The following is an 18,317-nucleotide window of genomic DNA, read 5'->3' as shown; positions in this document are numbered from 1 at the left end:
AGGTTCGGCAGGCTATTCTGCACAGTTAGATCAACATCCGGAAGATATACGAAGCAGCGAAAAACCAAGCCCTCGACCAAACAGGCGAGATCGCTTGTAACAGCGGAAGCTTGATCGATACTGACGTACAGAAGCGACTGGACGTGAGAAAAAGGTCGCATCCATGATGCGACCCTGCAAAAGCCTTGTCAGCCTTCGTAACGACGCAACACCAGAGAGGCGTTGGTGCCGCCGAAACCGAAGGAGTTTGACAAGGCGACATCGACCTTACGCTTGCGCGCTGTGTGGGGCACGAGATCGATGGCCGTCTCGACATCGGGATTATCGAGATTGAGCGTTGGTGGCACGATGTTATCGCGGATGGCAAGCACGGCAAAGATCGCCTCGATAGCACCGGCAGCACCCAACAGGTGGCCCGTTGCCGACTTGGTGGACGACATCGAGATCTTCGATGCCGCATCACCCACGAGACGCTCGACCGCGCCAAGCTCAATGGTATCAGCCATGGTCGATGTACCATGGGCGTTGATGTAGTCGATATCGGAGGGCGCGAGACCCGCACGCTTCAGCGCCATGGCCATGCATCGATAGGCGCCCTCACCGTCTTCAGATGGTGCCGTGATATGGAAGGCATCGCCGGACAGGCCGTAGCCTACGACTTCCGCATAGATTTTTGCGCCACGTGCCTTGGCGTGTTCCAACTCTTCCAGAACCACAATTCCGGAACCCTCGCCCATGACGAAACCATCGCGATCACGGTCATAAGGGCGCGAAGCCTTCTGCGGATCATCATTGTGCTGGGTGGAAAGCGCCTTGCAGGCGGCAAAACCGGCAAGCGAGATGCGGCAAACAGGCGATTCGGCGCCACCGGCTACCATCACATCGGCGTCGCCCAACATGATCAGCCGCGCAGCATCACCAATGGCGTGGGCGCCGGTCGAGCAGGCCGTTACAACGGAGTGGTTAGGGCCACGCAGCTTGTGGCGAATGGAAACCTGGCCGGAAATGAGATTGATCAGACGGCCGGGAATAAAGAATGGAGAGATACGGCGTGGACCCTTGTCGCGCAGCGTGTAACCAGCATCGACAATGCCTTCCAGACCGCCGATGCCCGATCCAATCAAGACACCCGTCATGATCTGGTCTTCATCCGTGCCGGTCAATGGATGCCAGTTGGCGTCTTTCAACGCCATTTCAACGGCTGCCATGCCGTAGACGATGAAGGGATCGACCTTGCGCTGCTCTTTCGGCTCCATCCAGTCGTCGGCGTTGAAGGTGCCTTCCGTGCCATCACCTACTGGGATGCGGCAGGCGATTTTCGCTGGAAGATCTTCGACTTCGAACTCGGTGACAAGACGAGCACCATTATGGCCCGCGAGAAGGCGCTGCCAGCTGATTTCCGTTCCACAGCCAAGAGGAGATACCATGCCGGTACCGGTGATAACGACACGTCTCATCGTCAATGCTCCGCCCCTAACCCTATCATCGCTAGCGCACCGCCCCGAAAACCGGAAGCGATTTTCGCAAGGGCAATGCGTATATTTCAATTTTATAACACGCTGTAGACCTGATGGTTACGCGTGCGTAAGGCATTTAAGATGCCTCTCTGATGACGCAAGTCACCAGCGAATAAAATATTGGCCCGGACTGGCCGGGCCATATCGAGAAGGCGCAGGCCTCCCCTAAGCACTTCAAACGATTAGGCCTGAGCCTTCTCGATGAACTTTACAGCATCGCCGACTGTGAGGATCGAGTCCGCTGCGTCGTCTGGAATTTCAACGCCGAATTCTTCTTCGAAAGCCATGACCAGTTCAACGGTGTCGAGCGAGTCAGCGCCCAGATCGTCGATGAAGCTTGCGCCTTCAACGACTTTTTCGGCGTCAACGCCAAGATGATCAACTACAATTTTCTTTACGCGTTCTGCGATATCGCTCATGTCGGTTTCCTCGACCTTTACTTTGAAAGGAATGCCCTTTTTAGGCATCCTGCCCTGTTAAAACCCCCAGGCGCCTTTTCAGCAGACGCCTTGGGCAAACCCGTTCAACCCGTCTCAAGCTAAACATCGCGCTAAGAAATCGCAACGGTCGCTTTTGTTTCCGGGACGACTGTTCACAGTCTTCGCCCGCTTAACACGGTTTCCAGCGGGAAAAAAGCCTTAAAATAATGCTAAGCATCTTGCTCTACAGGCATTTTTCCCTCTGCGCACCGTTTGGGGCAGATATTAAATCATCGCCATGCCGCCATTCACATGCAGGGTCTGACCCGTCATGTAGCTGGCTTCATTGGATGCGAGATAGAGAACCGCAGACGCAATTTCCGTCGCCGTGCCCATCCGCTTCATGGGAATAGCACCCATGATAGCATCTTTCTGCTTGTCATTGAGCTTTCCTGTCATGGCGCTTTCAATGAAGCCCGGCGCCACGCAGTTGACGGTGACGTTGCGGGTGGCAATTTCCTGCGCCAGCGACTTTGAAAAGCCGATCATACCGGCCTTGGAGGCGCAGTAGTTCGCCTGACCGGGATTGCCCGTCACGCCGACGATGGACGTGATGTTGATGATGCGACCAAAGCGGCGGCGCATCATCGGATGCGTCAGCTCACGCGTGAGGCGGAATGTGGAGGTCAGGTTAACCTCGATGACATTGTCCCAGTCTTCATCGCTCATGCGAACGAACAGACCGTCCTTGGTGATGCCGGCATTGTTGACGAGAATATCGACACCGCCCAGATCGGCCTCGGCCTTTTCGCCCAGCGCCTTCACTTCAGCGCGGTCGGAAAGATTTGCCGGGAAGACCATGACGCGATCGCCAAGTTCCGTGGCCAGCGCTTCCAGCTTTTCAACGCGTGTGCCGTGAAGACCGACAATCGCGCCCTGGGCGTGGAGCGTGCGGGCGATCTCTTCGCCGATGCCGCCGGTGGCGCCTGTGATAAGAGCCTTGCGGCCCGTCAGATCAAACATCGTGTTCGTCCTTTCTGTGTCTCTTGGATCAGCCGAGAAGGGTCTGAAGTGCAGCGTCGATATCAGCTGGCGTGTTGAGCGAAATGCCGGTCACGGACTTGTCTATACGGCGGGCAAGCCCGGTCAGCACCTTGCCTGATCCGATTTCGTAAAGTGTGGTTACATCATTGGCAGCAAACCATTCCACTGTCTCGCGCCAACGCACCTGCCCGGTGACCTGCTCCACCAGAAGATCTGCGATCTCATTGGCGTCAGAAACTGGAGCTGCGCGAACATTGGCAACAACAGGCACGACTGGGTTATGCTTGCCGACGCTGGCAAGCGCCTCGCGCATGGCCTGCGCAGCAGGTGCCATCAGTGCGGAATGGAAAGGCGCAGAAACAGGCAGCATGATGGCGCGCTTGGCACCTTTTTCCGTCGCAAGCGCTGCGGCTTTCTCAACGGGTGCCTTCGCACCGGAAATCACAAGCTGTCCACCGCCATTATCATTGGCGATCTGGCAGACACCATCGGCAGCGGCCTTTGCGCAGATTGCCTCGACATCGCTATGCTCGAGACCGATGATGGCAGCCATCGCGCCCTCACCCGCTGGAACAGCCGCCTGCATGGCATTGCCGCGAATGCGCAGCAAACGCGCAGTATCGGAAAGCGAGAATGTGCCGGCAGCGCACAAGGCCGAATATTCGCCAAGCGAATGACCGGCAACGTAGGAAACCTTATTCGCGAGCGAAAGGCCCTTGGCTTCCAACACGCGCATGACGGCAACCGAAACGGCCATGAGTGCAGGCTGGGCATTGGCTGTCAGCGTCAATGTTTCCTCTGGACCGCTCCAGATGATGTCAGAGAGCTTCTGGCCCAGAGCCTCGTCGACCTCTTCGAAGACGGCACGCGCCTCGGCAAAGTTGTCGGCGAGGTCTTTGCCCATACCAACGGCCTGACTGCCCTGACCTGGAAATGTGAATGCAATAGCCATGGGAACTTTTCTTTCGTATTCGGCCATGTCGTCCGGCCTTCCCTGCAAATCGTGAATTTCCATTCACATTCCAGCTTCGGAAGTCAAGGCTTACGACCTTTTAAGGGTGGGTTGTGCAGATTTACGCGGTCTCATCCACAGGCATAGACCGGAATATTTTCTCTTGCGCTGCGGTATTTCGATACTACGTTCTAGCCACCTTCCGAGTAAGTGAGATTTTTCATGAAACAGAATCTGTTAGGACGTACGGGCATTTCCGTGTCTGAAATCTGCCTTGGCACAATGACCTGGGGTACGCAGAACACCGAGGCCGAGGCGCACGCGCAAATGGACTACGCTCTTGAGCAGGGCGTAAATTTCTTTGACACCGCCGAGCTTTATCCCACGACCCCGGTTTCGGCTGAAACGCAGGGTCGCACAGAAGATTACATCGGCAAGTGGTTTGAAAAGACCGGCAAGCGCAAGGACGTTGTTCTGGCCACCAAGGTTGCGGGTTCGGGCCGCGATTATATCAGGGGCGGTCGCGAGATCGATGCGGCCTCTATCCGCGAGGCAGTCGAAACCAGCCTGAAACGCCTCAAGACCGATTACATCGACCTCTACCAGATCCATTGGCCAAACCGCGGCACCTACCATTTCCGTGGCGTTTGGAGCTTTGACGCCTCCACCCAGAACACCGAGAAGACGCTGTCTGAAATCACCGAGAAGCTGGAAACCTTGGATGAACTGGTCAAGGCCGGAAAAATCCGGGCCATTGGCCTTTCCAATGAAAGCGCCTGGGGCACGCAGAAATATATCGACATTGCAAAGGCCCATGGTTTGCCACGCGTCGCCTCCATTCAAAATGAGTACAATCTGCTCTATCGCCCCTTCGATCTCGATCTGGCCGAAGTCGCGCATCACGAGAATGTCGGGCTTCTGGCCTACTCGCCTTTGGCTGGCGGCATTCTGACAGGCAAATACCAGAGCGGGGCACGCCCGGAAGGCTCTCGCGCTTCCATCAATCAGGATATTGGTGGCCGCTTGCAGCCTTTGCAGGAAGCCCCTGTGAAAGCCTATCTTGAGCTTGCATACGCACACGACCTCGATCCTGCACAGCTTGCCATCGCCTTCACGCTATCGCGTCCCTTCATGTCGTCATCTATCATCGGCGCGACCACGATGGAGCAATTGAAGACGAATATAGCAGCAGCCGACATCAAGCTTTCGAAAGAGGTATTGAAGGGCATCGCCGAGATTCATCGCCAATATCCAATGCCGATCTGATTCTCTGCCCTTTGCGCATCCAAGACCCAACCCGCCATACCGCCTTTCCGGGCAGCATGGCGGGTCATATTTGTGAATAGCCTTGCATTCCGGTCAAAAATCCGTATAAGCGCGCTGTTCACAACACCCGGTCATATGGCTGGTGGCTGAACGGAGGGCTGGTTTCGAATTTCGAAACAGCAGGAACCATAAGGTTTTTCCGGCCTCCCGTGTCTCCGCTCTCGACCGTCTCGAACAACGCTTTTCTTGCCCTTGGCTTTTGCCAATCAGGAGCAGTCGTTGAGGCTTAGCGCCGTTGCCGGGTGATGAATGAAACGCAAGAAAGGCAAAGCTTAAATGGCTCTTTACGAACACATCTTCCTTGCCCGGCAGGATATCACTGCCCAGCAGGTCGACGCACTTGTCGAGCAGTACAAGGGCGTTATCGAATCGTACGGCGGTAAGGTCGGACGCGTCGAAAACTGGGGTCTGAAGTCCCTGACATACCGCATCAAGAAGAACCGCAAGGCTCACTACGCTCTGATGGACATCGATGCTCCTGCACCGGCGATCCACGAAATCGAGCGTCAGATGCGCATCAACGAAGACGTTCTTCGTTACATGACCATCGCTGTTGAAGCGCACGAAGAAGGCCCATCTGCAATGATGCAGAAGCGCGATCGTGATGACCGTCCTCGCCGCGATGGCGACCGTCCAGACCGTGGCCCGCGTGAAGGCGGCTTCGATCGTGGTCCTCGTCCGCCTCGCGAAGGTGGTTTCGGTGACCGTGAAGACCGTCCGCGCCGTCCGCGCGAAGACCGTGCATAAGGAGAATTGACTATGGCTGACGCATCCTCTTCCCAGGCACGCCGTCCTTTCCACCGCCGTCGCAAGACGTGCCCGTTCTCCGGCGCAAACGCTCCGAAGATCGACTACAAGGACGTACGTCTTCTGCAGCGCTACATTTCTGAGCGTGGCAAGATCGTTCCTTCCCGTATCACAGCTGTTTCGCAGAAGAAGCAGCGCGAACTCGCTCAGGCGATCAAACGCGCTCGTTTCCTCGGCCTGCTGCCTTACGTTCTGTCTTAATAAGCTATCCGAGGCTGCGCTCCGGCGCGGCCTCGTTTTTTGAACGACATCCTTCCACGTTGGGCGTGGATCGATTTTGAAATGAAAACCCATGTTGGGGATCGGGTTCATCTGAACCATCCTCTAACTGCTACAGAATTCCAGCAGGACAGCGACGTGCCAAAACTGAACCAGACAGTGCTGATTCCCGGCATCCTAGCCGGCATATGCGCAGCGTTTCTCACGCTCGGCGCAACCGCACAGTCGTCCATGTCTTTCCTGCTTTACGCTGCATCCGCCATGCCTGTGCTTGTCGCTGGTTTCGGCTGGGGCAATGCTTCGGCCATTGTTGCCGTGATGACAGCCGCAGCCCTTGGCGCGCTTGCCGTTTCTCCCATTTTTGCTGTGACGATTTCGATTTTCACGCTTGTTCCAGCCGCATGGCTTTCCCACCTGGCCAATCTGGCGCGTCCCGCGTCGGAGCTTGGTGGTCCTGAAGACCTGCTGGCATGGTATCCGCTTTCAGGCATCATTCTGCATCTGTGCGGTCTCATCACGCTTTCCGTCATCATTCTCGGCACGATGATCGGCTACGGCCCTGAACTCGTTTCGCAACTGGTCGACGTGATGATGAGCTCGGTGCAGGCGCGTGAAGCCGGTTTCACGCCTGACGCGACAGCCCTTGGGCAAACCAAGACATTGCTTGTGCTGATGCTGCCTATGATTCAAGGCGGTCTCTGGGTCATCATGCTGTTTGCCGCTTATTATTTCGCGAGCCGCATGGTGCGGTCTTTCGGCAAGGGACTTCGCCCGCGTGAGGACATCGCAGCCGCTTTGCGCATGCATCGCAATGCGATCTTCATCTTCCTCGGTGGCATCGTCATGACCTTTGTCGGCGGCGCCATTGCCATGCTTGGCGCCGTTGTTTGCGGCACCTTCGGCGCGGGCTTCCTGATGGCGGGCTATGCTTCGCTGCATCACAGATCCAAGGGCAAGGACTGGCGCTGGCCGGTTCTGGTTCTCAGCTACATCTCAGCGGTTTTCGTCTTTCCGCTGCTCATCATTCTCGTCTTGGGTCTGAGCGACGTGCGCAGCACGATCTCTCTCACTCCACCACGGAAAACCGACAACAACAACGAAACCAAAAACTAGAAAGGATCAAGAAGATGGAAGTCATTCTTCTCGAACGTATCGCCAAGCTTGGCCAGATGGGCGAAACCGTAAAGGTTCGCGATGGCTACGCACGTAACTTCCTGCTGCCACAGGGCAAGGCACTTCGCGCCAACGCCAACAACAAGACCCGTTTCGAGTCTGAGCGCGCTACGCTTGAAGCCCGCAACCTCGAGCGCAAGACTGAAGCACAGACAGTTGCAGACGCGCTGGCTGGCAAGAGCTTCATCGTTGTTCGTTCCGCTGGCGAAACAGGCCAGCTGTACGGCTCTGTTGCTGCCCGTGACGTTGTCGAAATCCTCGGCGCAGAAGGCTTCAACATCGGCCGCAACCAGGTCGAGCTCAACACACCGATCAAGACCATTGGTCTGCACAATGTTACGCTTCACCTGCATGCCGAAGTCGAGCTTCAGGTTGAACTGAACGTTGCCCGTTCTGCTGAAGAAGCCGAGCGCCAGTCCAAGGGCGAAAGCCTGACATCTGCTGACGCCATCTACGGCGTTGACGAAGACGCGCTTCGCCCAGAAGACTTCTTTGATCCAGACGCAGACCGCGACGGCGACGACGAGTAATCGTTCTTAGCTCTCGGGCTAAAGCAAAACCCCGGATGGCAACATCCGGGGTTTTTGCTTGGGCGCCGGCCCGCCCGGTTCAGACCGCAGCAACGGGGCGTTTTGGAAGTGTCATTGCCACAACCCCTGTCAGAATGCAGGCGAGACCGATCAACGTAGTAAGGTGAAGTTGCTCTCCCAGGAACACAACGCCGATGGCGACGCCGATTGGCACGCGCAGATAGGCCTGCGCCGTTGCTCCCAAGGAGCCCAACGTCCGCATCAGTCTGAAGTAGATCGTGAAGGCTGCTGCGGTTGAAAAGACGGACAGGCCCACCAAGGCAAGCAACGAAGCCATGGATGGTTCCAGCTCCCACGGGTGATCTACCATAATGCTTGCCGGAAGGAGCATGACAGTGCCGCAGATCAGCGATCCAGCTGCTGGGATCATTGGATCGATATCCTTGAAGCTTTTCCCGAAGATGGCAGCACCCGCATAGAAGACGGTCGCAACAACAACGGCAAATTGCGCTAGCACCACACTTCCCAAGCCGTTGAGCGCCTCCATGCCAATCATGGCGACAGTCCCCGCCAGCCCGAGCACAACGCCGAACAATTTCCTCGTGCTTGTCGATTCGTGGCGCGTGATCAGGATAGTCACAAGAAAGGTAAAAACCGGCGTCAACGAATTGAGGACAACGGCCAAGCCTGCGTCGATGTGATGCTCCGCCCAGGCAATGAGGGTGAACGGTACGACGCTGTTGAGGACGGCCTGGAGGGCGAATCCCTGCCACAATCGATAATCTTTCGGCAGCCGCAGCCCGCGCATGTGGAGTATCGCAACCAAAACAGCGCCTGCAATCGCGGTGCGGGCAGCGATCAGGGTGATGGTTGGAATGGTCTCTATGCCGATCTTTATCAACGTATAGGAACTGCCCCAAAGGCAACTGAGCAGGACAAGCAATCCAAGTTCTCGCAACAGCGCAATTTTATCGTTCATTTCATGATCCCTGGTGGAGATGTTCCTGTTCCTATAGGGGCTTCTCCTGACTCAATGTATCGGCGACGACCGAACCATCGCAGGCTGACGTTCCAGAGCGTTGGTGATACGGTTTGACAATGACGAACATTGCCTCACCCAACACCATTGCCGCCATCGCCAGCCTTATCGGCGATACGACCCGCGCCAACATGCTGTGCGCGCTCATGGGCGGTCAGGCGCTGACGGCGGGGGAACTTTCCCGGCAGGCGGGCGTCACCCAGCAAACCGGCAGCGGCCATCTTGCAAAGATGGTGGACGCGAAATTGCTCGCTGCCGTCAAGCAGGGACGGCACCGTTATTACCGGCTCGCCTCGCCGCAGGTAGCACACGGCATTGATGCGCTGATGACGATTGCCGCAGATGGCCCGCCGCGGCACCATCCGACAGGCCCGAAGGAACGGGACATCCGTATCGCCCGTAGCTGTTACGACCATATTGCCGGTAAGCTCGGCGTCGCCTTGGCCGACAGTCTGGCTGCAAGCGGCAGGGTCATCCTCTCTGATGAAGGCGCATCCCTGACCAGCGAGGGTGAGGATTTCCTGCGCAGCTTTGGGATTCATCTTGGAAATGACGGCCGATCGAAACGGCCGATCTGCCGCACCTGCCTCGATTGGAGCGAGCGGCGTTATCACATTGGCGGCCGTGTGGGACAGGCGCTCATGGAGCGCACCCTTGAGCTGGGCTGGCTGGCACGACGCGATGATAGCCGTGCCCTGCGGATCACGCCTCCCGGTGCTCAAGGCTTTCACGAAATCTTTTGCCTGCCCACCGGCTGGGACGACGTCAGTTAGAAGCTGACAACCTCAGTTGCCAGCTTTCGCCACTGCCGTCGGCGCGCTGCTCTTATCCACACGCACCACAACAGACATGCCCGGCGAAAGCTCTGAGGCCAGCGGCTGATCAGGATCAATGAAGATCCGCACGCCCATGCGCTGAGCGATCTTCACGAAATTGCCCGTCGCATTGTCTGGCTTGATAACGGCAAATTCCGAACCGGCGGCTGGCGCGAAGCGCTCCACCTTGCCGGTCAGTTTCCTGCGATGGAGGGCATCCACGGAAATCGAAACCACCTGCCCCACTTCCATTCCCGCAAGCTGGGTTTCCTTAAAATTGGCGACAACCCATATGTCGTTCGGCACCACCGCCATCAGTTGCGTACCTGCCGCCACATATTGACCAACGCGAACACCGACCTCGCCCAGCTTGCCATCTCTTGGCGCATGGATCTCGGTATTTTGCAGATCGATCTTGGCGAGTTCAACGGCTGCTTCCGCATTTGCGACAGCCGCCTGCAGCGAGCCTCTGTTGATGATGATCGTCTGGAGATCCTGCCGGGTTACCTCAAGTGCCGCCTTCGACTGGGAGAGACCAGCCCGCGCCTTTTCGAGGCTGGCTTGCGCCTCTTCCTGTACGCTTGATGTACCGACACCGCTGCGAACGAGATTGTCCTGACGGTCAGAGGCAAGCTGGGCCTGCTTCAATGAAGCTTCCGCGCTATCGACGGCAGCCTCGCCAGAGGCAATATTGGCCTTGGCAGCTATTTCCAGCTGACGGGAATTGTCGAACGCGGCCTTCTGGCTGTCCAGAGATGCTTCTGCCTGGGCGAGCTTCTGGCGGAAAATGCGGTCATCCACCTTGGCCAGAAGGTCTCCCTGCTTGACCTGCTGGTAATCCTTGACCGGCACATCAACAATGTAACCGCTGACCTGCGGGCTCATGGTCGTCACGTAGCCGCGCACATAGGCGTTGTCGGTCATTTCGACCGAGGTGGAAAAGGGCGGCAGGCGCCATGCGTAAAGCACCAGCGCCACACCGGCGACGCCGCCCAGAAGAACGATGAGAGTAAGAGGAGTCAGTATTTTCTTCAGCATTTTATTTTCCCGGACAATCAGGATTGAGACGTGGCAACAGTGGCTTGCCCGCTTTTCAGCAGAGGCTTGATCCGTAGCCAGGCAAGGTGCAGCAGAAGCATGACGAGAGCAGCAGCAGCACACACAGAAATCAACAAAAACGTGTCGTTATAGGCCAGAATATAAGCCTCGCGTGTGACCTGCTGCCCAAGCAGCGATAGGCCTTCCGCTTTGAGAAGTGCAGGGTCGGTGATGACATGGGCATAGCCACCGGACAGTTGAGTGATGCGTTGCACCACCTGCGGGTTCTGCAAGAGAATGCTTTCCACCAGAATATTGGAGTGGAATTTTTCCCGAAGCGTGACGAAAGATCCCAATATCCCTGTCGTCAGCATCGATCCCGTGATCTGCGTAAACAGGAAAATGGTGATGAAGTTGACGAGGTAAGGCGGGCCTTTCGCCAATGCAGCACCGAAGCCCTTGGCCATGACGGGCGGAAGGAACATGGCAGCGCCGAACGCAATCATGGCCTGGCTGAGATACATCTGTTCCGGCCGCACAACATTGGTCAGCCCACTGTCCATGAAGGCGCCTGCGGCAATCAGCGTCAGCGCAATCACATGAGCGGTATCGACATATTTCGTCAACATCAGCAGCGCACAGAAGGCTCCGCCCAGCACCGTGGCAAGGATAATCAAGGCATAGAGTTCGGTCGTCTGCTCGTTCAACAGGCCCAGTTGTTGGTACAGGCTGACCGCTGTTGACGATTGCTCTGAAGACACGGCGCGATAGATCAGCAGGACTGCAATCAGATGCAGATTGGTGCGTGAGAAGATCCATCGCAGATCCAGCATCGGATTTTTGCGCGGTAGCTCGATCATCACCATCAGCGCCAGCAGGCCGATGGAGGTTGCCAGCAACACGCCCAGCCACCATGTTTCGAACCACCAATAGAAACGGCCTAGCGTGAGAAACACGGCAAGACAGCCAAGCCCACCGGCAAAGAGCAGATAGCTCAATATATCGACACGCTCGATGACCTTCACGCGCGGCGGCGCTGTAAGCGGCAGCAGGTAGATGATGGGGAGCACAGCGAGAGCAAGCCCCACTTCCATGGTGTACAGCGCCTGCCAGCCGCCAATATCCAGCAGATCTGGCGAAACGATGCGGGCAAGCGGTGAAGACAGAAGCGTGCCCGTGAGCGCAATACTCAGGCCCAGTGTCAGCTTGCGTTGCGCGGGGAAGGCTTCGAGAATGTAGAGAAAGCCGAGCGAAGACAGCGGAGCCGCCGCCATGCCACTAACGAAGCGCACGACGATTGCCGAGTGGATATCCGTCACGAAAAGGTTGAGACAGGATGCCAGCACAAAACAGATGATGCTGATCTCGGCAAAGGGCCGCAATCCATATTGCTGGCGGACCTTGAACAGCGCAATCGAGAAGGTGGCATAAGGGGCCATATAGGCCGCAGAAAGCCAGGCGACCTCTGCCACAGTCGCTGAAAACTCACCTTGCAGCTGATAGATATTGGCCATGACGATGTTCATGCCCATGCCCTGGGTCACGAAAAAGGAAAGACCGGCAGCGACATAGAGCAGCTTCTGGAAAAAGGATTTTTCCGGCGGTTGAACGGGCGCAGCAGGCACTTCTGGTGCTGGCTTTGCAGCCGCATCGTTCACGTCAGGGATGTTTGAAACGGCGTTGCTCACGACTGCCCCTTTTCACCGCCAAGGTTTTGCAGATTGGCCGACAGACGGCGAACGACATGTAAAGCCGCGCTGATATCATCAGTCGAAATATCGGCAGCGATGTCAGCCCGCATGGATTTCGCCTGCATATGCACATCCTCAAATGTCGTGATACCCTCAGGCGTCATGTGTATGCGCTTGGCCCGGCGGTCGTTTTCATCAGAACGCCGCTCTATGAGGTTTTGTTTCTCCATGGCATCCAGCACGCGCACAAGCGTCGGCGTTTCGATTTCCAACTCCTCGGCCAGCTCTTTTTGCGTCAACGGACCACGGCGAGACAATGCGAAAAGCGCACGCGCCCGGGCAAGCGTCAGCCCCTGCTCTGCCACCCTTGCATCGAAGAATGATCTGAGCTTGCGGTTGAATGCCGCCATCTCATCAAAAAGCTGTTCTTTTTCTGTCGCACGAGACAAGTCAATAGACCTTATAATTAGCACACTACCTATTGCCATCCTATGTATTTTTGAGATCAAAGATTTGCAAGTCTCTTTGTTGAAATAGCTGCCATGCCGTAAACTCATGGCAGTCAGGGAACGATTCGGTAAGGCCTCGGGCCAGCCTGTGGATTAGTGTTGAAAACATCTGGCATGCGGTCACCTGTTACCAATCCGGCAAGCTCTGGCTCACTGTGGCCGCATTGTCCTTGACTGCTGCGGCCACTGCCTTCAAACCGGCAGGCTTGCAAGAAACGAAGGCTCCGAACCAGCCTCAAGGGAGATCACAGAAAACCATGAACGACCCTGTGAGAAAGATCACCCCCGCCCCGGCTGCCGAACCGCTCTACCGCGAGGCGCCCAACAACATTGAAGCGGAACAGGCGCTGCTGGGTGCCATCCTCGTCAACAACGACGCCTATTACCGCGTATCCGACTTTTTGAAGCCCGTGCATCTGTACGAGCCGCTTCACCGCAAGATTTTCGAGGTGGCGGGCGATATCATCCGCATGGGCAAGACCGCCAACCCGGTCACCATCAAGACCTTTCTGCCCGCAGACGGCAAGATTGGCGACCTGACCGTTGCGCAATATCTTGCGCGCCTCGCATCGGACGCCGTGTCGATCATCAACGCCGAAGACTATGGCCGCGCCATCTACGATCTCGCGCTTCGCCGCGCCCTGATCCAGATCGGTGAGGATGTCGTCAATATCGCCTATGATGCGCCGCTGGACATGCCACCTCAGACGCAGATCGAAGACACCGAGCGCCGCCTGTTCGAGCTTGCGGAAACGGGCCGTTACGACGGCGGCTTCCAATCCTTCAATGACGCGGTATCACTTGCCATCGACATGGCGGGAGCGGCGTTCGAGCGCGACGGCAACCTGTCGGGCATTTCCACCGGCATCCACTCGCTGGATGCCCGCATGGGTGGCTTGCAGCGCTCTGACTTGATCGTGCTTGCCGGACGCCCAGGCATGGGCAAGACCTCGCTTGCCACCAACATCGCCTATAATATTGCCGCATCTTACGAGCAGGAAATACAGCCGGACGGCACCTACAAGGCCAAGAATGGCGGCGTCGTTGGCTTCTACTCGCTTGAAATGTCGTCCGAGCAGCTGGCGACCCGTATTATTTCCGAGCAGACCGAAGTGTCGTCCTCGAAAATCCGCCGTGGTGAAATCACCGAGGCCGACTTCGAGAAGCTCGTCGCCTGCAGCCAAATGATGCAGAAAGTGCCGCTCTACATCGACCAGACCGGTGGTATCTCCATCGCGCAGCTTTCCGCCCGCGCGCGTCGATTGAAGCGCCAGCGCGGCCTTGATTGCTTGGTGGTGGACTATATTCAGCTGATGACTGGTTCCGGCAAATCCGGTGAAAACCGCGTGCAGGAAATCACCCAGATCACCACGGGTTTGAAGGCGCTTGGCAAGGAACTCAATGTTCCAATCATCGCTCTCTCCCAGCTCTCCCGTCAGGTGGAAAGCCGCGAAGACAAGCGTCCACAGCTCTCCGACCTTCGCGAATCGGGCTCCATCGAGCAGGACGCCGACGTGGTGCTGTTCGTGTTCCGTGAAGAATACTACGTCAAGAACATGGAACCCCGCGATATTTCCGATCCGAAATATGGCGAGTGGGAAGCCCTGTTCGACAAGGTCAAGGGCACGGCAGACGTCATCATCGCCAAGCAGCGCCACGGACCGACCGGCACGGTGAAGCTGCAATTCCAGTCGGAGTTCACCCGCTTCGCAGACCTTGCAGACCCTTCATTCACGCAATACGAAGAGACATAACGCCCCGGATTTCGCCCCGCCCTTACCGATAGCGCGGGGCGCAGTTTTTTTCACGGTATGGAAATCATGACAGACGAGTTCGACGACAGCTTTTCCGACACTGAGAACGATGCCTTCGACATCGCGCCGCTGCGCGTTACCATCGATCTTGCAGCACTTGCGGATAATTGGCGCGACATGGCCAGACGCTCTGGCAAGGCGCGGGCCAGTGCCGTTGTTAAAGCCGATGCCTATGGAATGGGGATAGAGGATTGCGGGGCGACGCTCTATCACGCTGGCGCCCGTGATTTCTTCGTAGCCTCCGTTGCTGAAGGGGTCACCCTGCGCCCGCATGCACCAGAAGCCCGCATTTTCGTGCTGTCCGGCCTATGGCCAGGTCAGGAAACACAGGTTTTCAACCATGACCTCGTGCCGGTCATCGCGTCGGAAGAACAGCTTTCCTTTTGGATGGGAACCGTGGCTGAGCGCGGCGACCATCCATTCGCTCTGCATGTCGATACAGGTTTCAACCGGCTTGGGCTGCCGCTGGAAGATGCACTGTTTTTGGCCGAGGACTCGACACGCCCGGCAAGCTTCGATCCAGTCCTTGTACTATCCCACCTCGCCTGCGCCGATAGGCAATCTTCGCCCATGAACGCGTTACAGCTCGAATCATTCCGCCAGGTTAGCCATGCTTTCGAAGGTATCGAATCAAGCCTTTCAGCTTCTGCTGGAATCTTCCTCGGCGCCGATTACCATTTCGATCTCACCCGCCCCGGCATCGCTCTTTATGGCGGGGAAGCGGTCAACGACATGACAAACCCGATGCGCCCGGTCGCCAAGGCCGAGGCACGGATCATCCAGATCCGCGACGCGAGTGAAGGCCAGACGGTAAGCTACGGCGGAACACATCGCCTGAAACGTGCCAGTCGTCTAGCAATCGCCTCGGTTGGTTATGCCGATGGCTATCACCGCTCGCTCTCCGGTTCAGGCATCCCGCTGCGAGACATGGGCAATGGCGGCGCTCATGGCTTCATCAATGGCCACAAGGTGCCGGTCGCTGGCCGCGTGACCATGGACCTCACGATTTTCGACGTGACGGACGTACCGCCCAACGCCATCCGCGCTGGCGACTACATCGAGCTTTTCGGCCCGAACGTCGCCGTAGATGACGTGGCACGTGCCGCAGGCACCATCGGTTACGAAATGCTGACGGGGCTTGGGCTTCGTTATGAGCGGCAATATCTTATGGAAGACGAGTGAGGCAGTCATTGCCTCTTGGAAAGCCTCGGCAACCTGTGCTAATGAGAACAAAGGGTGATCGAAGGTCCCTTCAGTTCAGTTTCCCAACGCAAAGAAAATAGACATTCATGGCCAAAGCCAAGACACAATTCATCTGCCAGAACTGCGGCACGGTCCACACTCGTTGGGCAGGCAAATGCGAAGGCTGTGGCGAGTGGAACACGATTGTTGAAGAAGACCCGATGGGTGGCATCGGCTCTGGGCCCGGCAAAACGCCGAAAAAGGGCCGACCCGTCACCCTCACCTCGCTCTCTGGCGAGATCGAGGAAGCACCGCGCATTCCAACAGGCATGGGCGAGCTTGACCGCGCAACCGGAGGCGGCTTCGTGCGCGGATCGGCAGTCCTGATCGGCGGCGATCCGGGCATCGGCAAATCCACCCTTCTCATGCAGGCAGCCGCCGCCCTTTCCCGTCGCGGCCACCGCATTGTCTATGTCTCGGGTGAAGAAGCGGTGGCGCAGGTCCGGCTCCGCGCCCAGCGCCTTGGGGCGGCAGATACAGACGTGCTTCTGGCAGCGGAGACCAATGTCGAGGATATTCTGGCGACGATATCGGAAGGCAAGCGGCCTGATCTGATCATCATCGATTCGATCCAGACGCTTTGGAGTGACACGGCCGATTCCGCACCGGGCACGGTCACGCAGGTGCGTACTGGCGTTCAGGCGATGATCCGCTTTGCCAAGCAGACCGGTGCAACCATGGTGCTCGTCGGCCACGTCACAAAAGACGGGCAGATCGCCGGTCCGCGCGTGGTGGAGCACATGGTCGATGCGGTGCTGTATTTCGAAGGCGATCGCGGCCATCACTACCGCATTCTGCGCACCGTGAAGAACCGTTTTGGTCCGACAGACGAAATTGGCGTCTTTGAAATGTCGGACAAGGGCCTGCGGGAAGTGTCCAACCCATCTGAGTTGTTTCTGGGCGAGCGCAACGAGAAGTCACCCGGCGCTGCCGTTTTCGCGGGCATGGAGGGAACGCGCCCCGTTCTTGTGGAAGTACAGGCGCTGGTGGCCCCCACATCGCTTGGAACGCCGCGCAGAGCCGTCGTGGGCTGGGATTCGTCGCGCCTCGCCATGATCCTTGCCGTTCTGGAGGCCCATTGTGGCGTGAAGCTTGGCAGCCATGACGTTTACCTCAATATTGCTGGCGGCTATCGTATCTCCGAACCCGCAGCAGATATGGCGATTGCCTCTGCACTGGTTTCATCCCTTGCCGGTCTTGCCCTGCCCGCCGATTGCGTCTATTTCGGCGAGGTCAGCCTGTCGGGCGCGGTCAGGCCTGTTTCGCAAACAGGTCAACGGTTGAAAGAGGCTGAAAAACTTGGTTTCTCCTCCGCATTTCTGCCGTCAGCATCTGCTGAGTTACCAAAAGGCAGCAAGGGACGCTGGACGGAAATCGAAAGCCTGCCGGATCTTGTCGCACGTATCGCGGGGTCGGGAAGTCGGTTCAGACAGGTTGAGGAAGACTAATATTGATCCTTTCGCTGGCTAAACGGCTAGTGTATGAGGAACGAAAATTGGCACAGTGGCGCTCCCATTCAGTGTCGCGACCTCCGGAGTTGGTAAATGCCCATTACAATTTTCGACGGCATCGTTATCGCCGTTGTCCTGTTCTCCGCTGTTCTCGCCATGGTGCGGGGCTTTTCGCGTGAAATCCTGTCCATCGCCAGTTGGGGTGGCTCGGTTGCGGCCGCCTATTATCTCTATCCAGTGCTGTTGCCTTACGCGCGCAATTATACCGACGACGACAAGATCGCGATTGCCGGTTCGGCTGGCGTGATCTTCCTTGTCGCGCTGATCGTCATTTCCTTCATCACGTCCCGCATCGCCGACTTTATCATCGATAGCCGCATCGGCGCGCTGGACCGCACCCTCGGCTTCCTCTTCGGGGCAGCACGCGGCCTTCTTTTGCTGGTCGTTGCCGTCGCTTTCTGGAACTGGCTTGTGGATGTGCGCACGCAGCCAGAATGGGTCACGCAGGCTAAATCCAAGCCGTTCCTGGATGGTCTTGTTGCCAAGCTCGAGGCAGCGCTTCCCGATAATATCGAACCCCAAATCCGGGCCCGCATTCTCGGCAAGCCGCCAGAAGGTGCAACCGAGCAGACACCGGTGGACGATGCACCAGCAACGACCACTCCGGCACCAGCGAATTGATGATCATGTGCGCCTTGCAATCCACGCAGGGCGCGCTATTTGTGCTACAT

18 protein-coding genes are annotated in these 18,317 nt (G+C 57.3%); 10 read left to right on the top strand and 8 right to left on the bottom strand.

Translation table 11 applies throughout. The annotated features are described in order from the left end of the window. Positions 1-188 precede the first annotated feature (188 nt). The 4 genes from fabF to fabD all read right to left on the bottom strand — a co-directional run bounded on the left by fabF (position 189) and on the right by fabD (position 3,932). Positions 189-1,457, bottom strand: coding sequence for a beta-ketoacyl-ACP synthase II (gene fabF / locus ACQZ51_RS04980; RefSeq protein ID WP_448775613.1), 1,269 nt, complete (start codon positions 1,455-1,457; stop codon positions 189-191). A 242-nt stretch (positions 1,458-1,699) separates the two neighbouring features. Continuing rightward, positions 1,700-1,936, bottom strand: coding sequence for an acyl carrier protein (locus ACQZ51_RS04975; protein WP_006727438.1), 237 nt, complete (start codon positions 1,934-1,936; stop codon positions 1,700-1,702). 285 nt (positions 1,937-2,221) lie between these two features. Beyond that, the gene (gene fabG / locus ACQZ51_RS04970; protein ID WP_448775611.1) at positions 2,222-2,959 is read right to left on the bottom strand and encodes a 3-oxoacyl-[acyl-carrier-protein] reductase; all 738 of its coding nucleotides are present in this window, start codon (positions 2,957-2,959) and stop codon (positions 2,222-2,224) included. A 28-nt stretch (positions 2,960-2,987) separates the two neighbouring features. Next, positions 2,988-3,932: an ACP S-malonyltransferase gene (gene fabD, locus ACQZ51_RS04965; protein ID WP_448775788.1), complete on the bottom strand. Its 945-nt coding sequence runs from the start codon at positions 3,930-3,932 to the stop codon at positions 2,988-2,990. A 222-nt stretch (positions 3,933-4,154) separates the two neighbouring features. Between fabD and ACQZ51_RS04960 the strand changes: the two genes are divergently transcribed. The 5 genes from ACQZ51_RS04960 (at position 4,155) to rplI (ending at position 7,987) form a co-directional block, all read left to right on the top strand. Continuing rightward, positions 4,155-5,198, top strand: coding sequence for an aldo/keto reductase (locus ACQZ51_RS04960; RefSeq protein WP_448775609.1), 1,044 nt, complete (start codon positions 4,155-4,157; stop codon positions 5,196-5,198). A 336-nt stretch (positions 5,199-5,534) separates the two neighbouring features. Continuing rightward, positions 5,535-6,005 carry a 30S ribosomal protein S6 gene (gene rpsF, locus ACQZ51_RS04955; protein WP_042618599.1) on the top strand — a complete coding sequence of 157 codons (471 nt, stop codon included), beginning with the start codon at positions 5,535-5,537 and terminating at the stop codon, positions 6,003-6,005. A 12-nt stretch (positions 6,006-6,017) separates the two neighbouring features. After that, a complete protein-coding gene (gene rpsR / locus ACQZ51_RS04950) occupies positions 6,018-6,266 on the top strand; it encodes a 30S ribosomal protein S18 (protein ID WP_042618600.1) in 249 nt (82 codons plus the stop codon). A gap of 156 nt (positions 6,267-6,422) precedes the next feature. Continuing rightward, on the top strand, positions 6,423-7,397 hold the full coding sequence (locus ACQZ51_RS04945) for a DUF2232 domain-containing protein (protein ID WP_448775607.1): 975 nt from the start codon (positions 6,423-6,425) through the stop codon (positions 7,395-7,397). 14 nt (positions 7,398-7,411) lie between these two features. After that, a complete protein-coding gene (rplI, locus tag ACQZ51_RS04940; RefSeq protein ID WP_042618601.1) occupies positions 7,412-7,987 on the top strand; it encodes a 50S ribosomal protein L9 in 576 nt (191 codons plus the stop codon). Between the two features lie 79 nt (positions 7,988-8,066). Here the strand turns inward: rplI and ACQZ51_RS04935 are convergent, their stop codons facing one another. Further along, positions 8,067-8,966: a DMT family transporter gene (locus ACQZ51_RS04935; RefSeq protein ID WP_448775605.1), complete on the bottom strand. Its 900-nt coding sequence runs from the start codon at positions 8,964-8,966 to the stop codon at positions 8,067-8,069. A 119-nt stretch (positions 8,967-9,085) separates the two neighbouring features. Between ACQZ51_RS04935 and ACQZ51_RS04930 the strand changes: the two genes are divergently transcribed. Continuing rightward, complete coding sequence (locus ACQZ51_RS04930) at positions 9,086-9,799, top strand: ArsR/SmtB family transcription factor (protein ID WP_448775603.1); 714 nt, start codon at positions 9,086-9,088, stop codon at positions 9,797-9,799. Positions 9,800-9,811: 12 nt separating this feature from the next. On the opposite strand, the gene ACQZ51_RS04925 is transcribed toward ACQZ51_RS04930, so the two are convergent. The 3 genes from ACQZ51_RS04925 to ACQZ51_RS04915 are packed head-to-tail and all read right to left on the bottom strand — an operon-like array spanning position 9,812 to position 13,019. After that, on the bottom strand, positions 9,812-10,879 hold the full coding sequence (locus ACQZ51_RS04925; RefSeq protein WP_448775600.1) for an HlyD family secretion protein: 1,068 nt from the start codon (positions 10,877-10,879) through the stop codon (positions 9,812-9,814). A 17-nt stretch (positions 10,880-10,896) separates the two neighbouring features. Further along, the gene (locus ACQZ51_RS04920) at positions 10,897-12,567 is read right to left on the bottom strand and encodes an MFS transporter (RefSeq protein ID WP_448775598.1); all 1,671 of its coding nucleotides are present in this window, start codon (positions 12,565-12,567) and stop codon (positions 10,897-10,899) included. Further along, positions 12,564-13,019 (bottom strand): MarR family winged helix-turn-helix transcriptional regulator, encoded by a 456-nt coding sequence (locus ACQZ51_RS04915; protein ID WP_448775596.1) that lies wholly within the window; start codon positions 13,017-13,019, stop codon positions 12,564-12,566. Before ACQZ51_RS04915 ends, ACQZ51_RS04920 begins: the two co-directional genes overlap by 4 nt. Positions 13,020-13,336: 317 nt before the next feature. Here ACQZ51_RS04915 and ACQZ51_RS04910 point away from each other — a divergent pair, with 317 nt between their 5' ends. The 4 genes from ACQZ51_RS04910 to ACQZ51_RS04895 all read left to right on the top strand — a co-directional run bounded on the left by ACQZ51_RS04910 (position 13,337) and on the right by ACQZ51_RS04895 (position 18,267). Next, complete coding sequence (locus ACQZ51_RS04910; protein ID WP_042618605.1) at positions 13,337-14,833, top strand: replicative DNA helicase; 1,497 nt, start codon at positions 13,337-13,339, stop codon at positions 14,831-14,833. Between the two features lie 66 nt (positions 14,834-14,899). Beyond that, positions 14,900-16,075, top strand: coding sequence for an alanine racemase (alr, locus tag ACQZ51_RS04905; protein ID WP_448775594.1), 1,176 nt, complete (start codon positions 14,900-14,902; stop codon positions 16,073-16,075). A 107-nt stretch (positions 16,076-16,182) separates the two neighbouring features. Beyond that, positions 16,183-17,583: a DNA repair protein RadA gene (gene radA / locus ACQZ51_RS04900; protein WP_042618606.1), complete on the top strand. Its 1,401-nt coding sequence runs from the start codon at positions 16,183-16,185 to the stop codon at positions 17,581-17,583. Between the two features lie 96 nt (positions 17,584-17,679). Then, positions 17,680-18,267: a CvpA family protein gene (locus tag ACQZ51_RS04895; RefSeq protein ID WP_448775591.1), complete on the top strand. Its 588-nt coding sequence runs from the start codon at positions 17,680-17,682 to the stop codon at positions 18,265-18,267. Positions 18,268-18,317 lie beyond the last annotated feature (50 nt).

Source organism: Agrobacterium sp. CG674, assembly GCF_053521645.1.
The sequence above is the reverse complement of the archived record's forward strand: the minus strand, read 5'-3'. Positions and strand labels throughout refer to the sequence as shown.

Bases quoted from the DNA above. Each gene is read 5' to 3' on its own strand.
- ACQZ51_RS04925 (WP_448775600.1), bottom strand. From the start codon at position 10,879: ATGCTGAAGAAAATACTGACTCCTCTTACTCTCATCGTTCTTCTGGGC.
- alr (WP_448775594.1), top strand. From the start codon at position 14,900: ATGACAGACGAGTTCGACGACAGCTTTTCCGACACTGAGAACGATGCC.
- ACQZ51_RS04935 (WP_448775605.1), bottom strand. From the start codon at position 8,966: ATGAACGATAAAATTGCGCTGTTGCGAGAACTTGGATTGCTTGTCCTG.
- ACQZ51_RS04910 (WP_042618605.1), top strand. From the start codon at position 13,337: ATGAACGACCCTGTGAGAAAGATCACCCCCGCCCCGGCTGCCGAACCG.
- rplI (WP_042618601.1), top strand. From the start codon at position 7,412: ATGGAAGTCATTCTTCTCGAACGTATCGCCAAGCTTGGCCAGATGGGC.
- ACQZ51_RS04975 (WP_006727438.1), bottom strand. From the start codon at position 1,936: ATGAGCGATATCGCAGAACGCGTAAAGAAAATTGTAGTTGATCATCTT.
- fabF (WP_448775613.1), bottom strand. From the start codon at position 1,457: ATGAGACGTGTCGTTATCACCGGTACCGGCATGGTATCTCCTCTTGGC.
- fabD (WP_448775788.1), bottom strand. From the start codon at position 3,932: ATGGCTATTGCATTCACATTTCCAGGTCAGGGCAGTCAGGCCGTTGGT.
- ACQZ51_RS04895 (WP_448775591.1), top strand. From the start codon at position 17,680: ATGCCCATTACAATTTTCGACGGCATCGTTATCGCCGTTGTCCTGTTC.
- radA (WP_042618606.1), top strand. From the start codon at position 16,183: ATGGCCAAAGCCAAGACACAATTCATCTGCCAGAACTGCGGCACGGTC.
- ACQZ51_RS04930 (WP_448775603.1), top strand. From the start codon at position 9,086: ATGACGAACATTGCCTCACCCAACACCATTGCCGCCATCGCCAGCCTT.
- rpsR (WP_042618600.1), top strand. From the start codon at position 6,018: ATGGCTGACGCATCCTCTTCCCAGGCACGCCGTCCTTTCCACCGCCGT.
- ACQZ51_RS04960 (WP_448775609.1), top strand. From the start codon at position 4,155: ATGAAACAGAATCTGTTAGGACGTACGGGCATTTCCGTGTCTGAAATC.
- fabG (WP_448775611.1), bottom strand. From the start codon at position 2,959: ATGTTTGATCTGACGGGCCGCAAGGCTCTTATCACAGGCGCCACCGGC.
- rpsF (WP_042618599.1), top strand. From the start codon at position 5,535: ATGGCTCTTTACGAACACATCTTCCTTGCCCGGCAGGATATCACTGCC.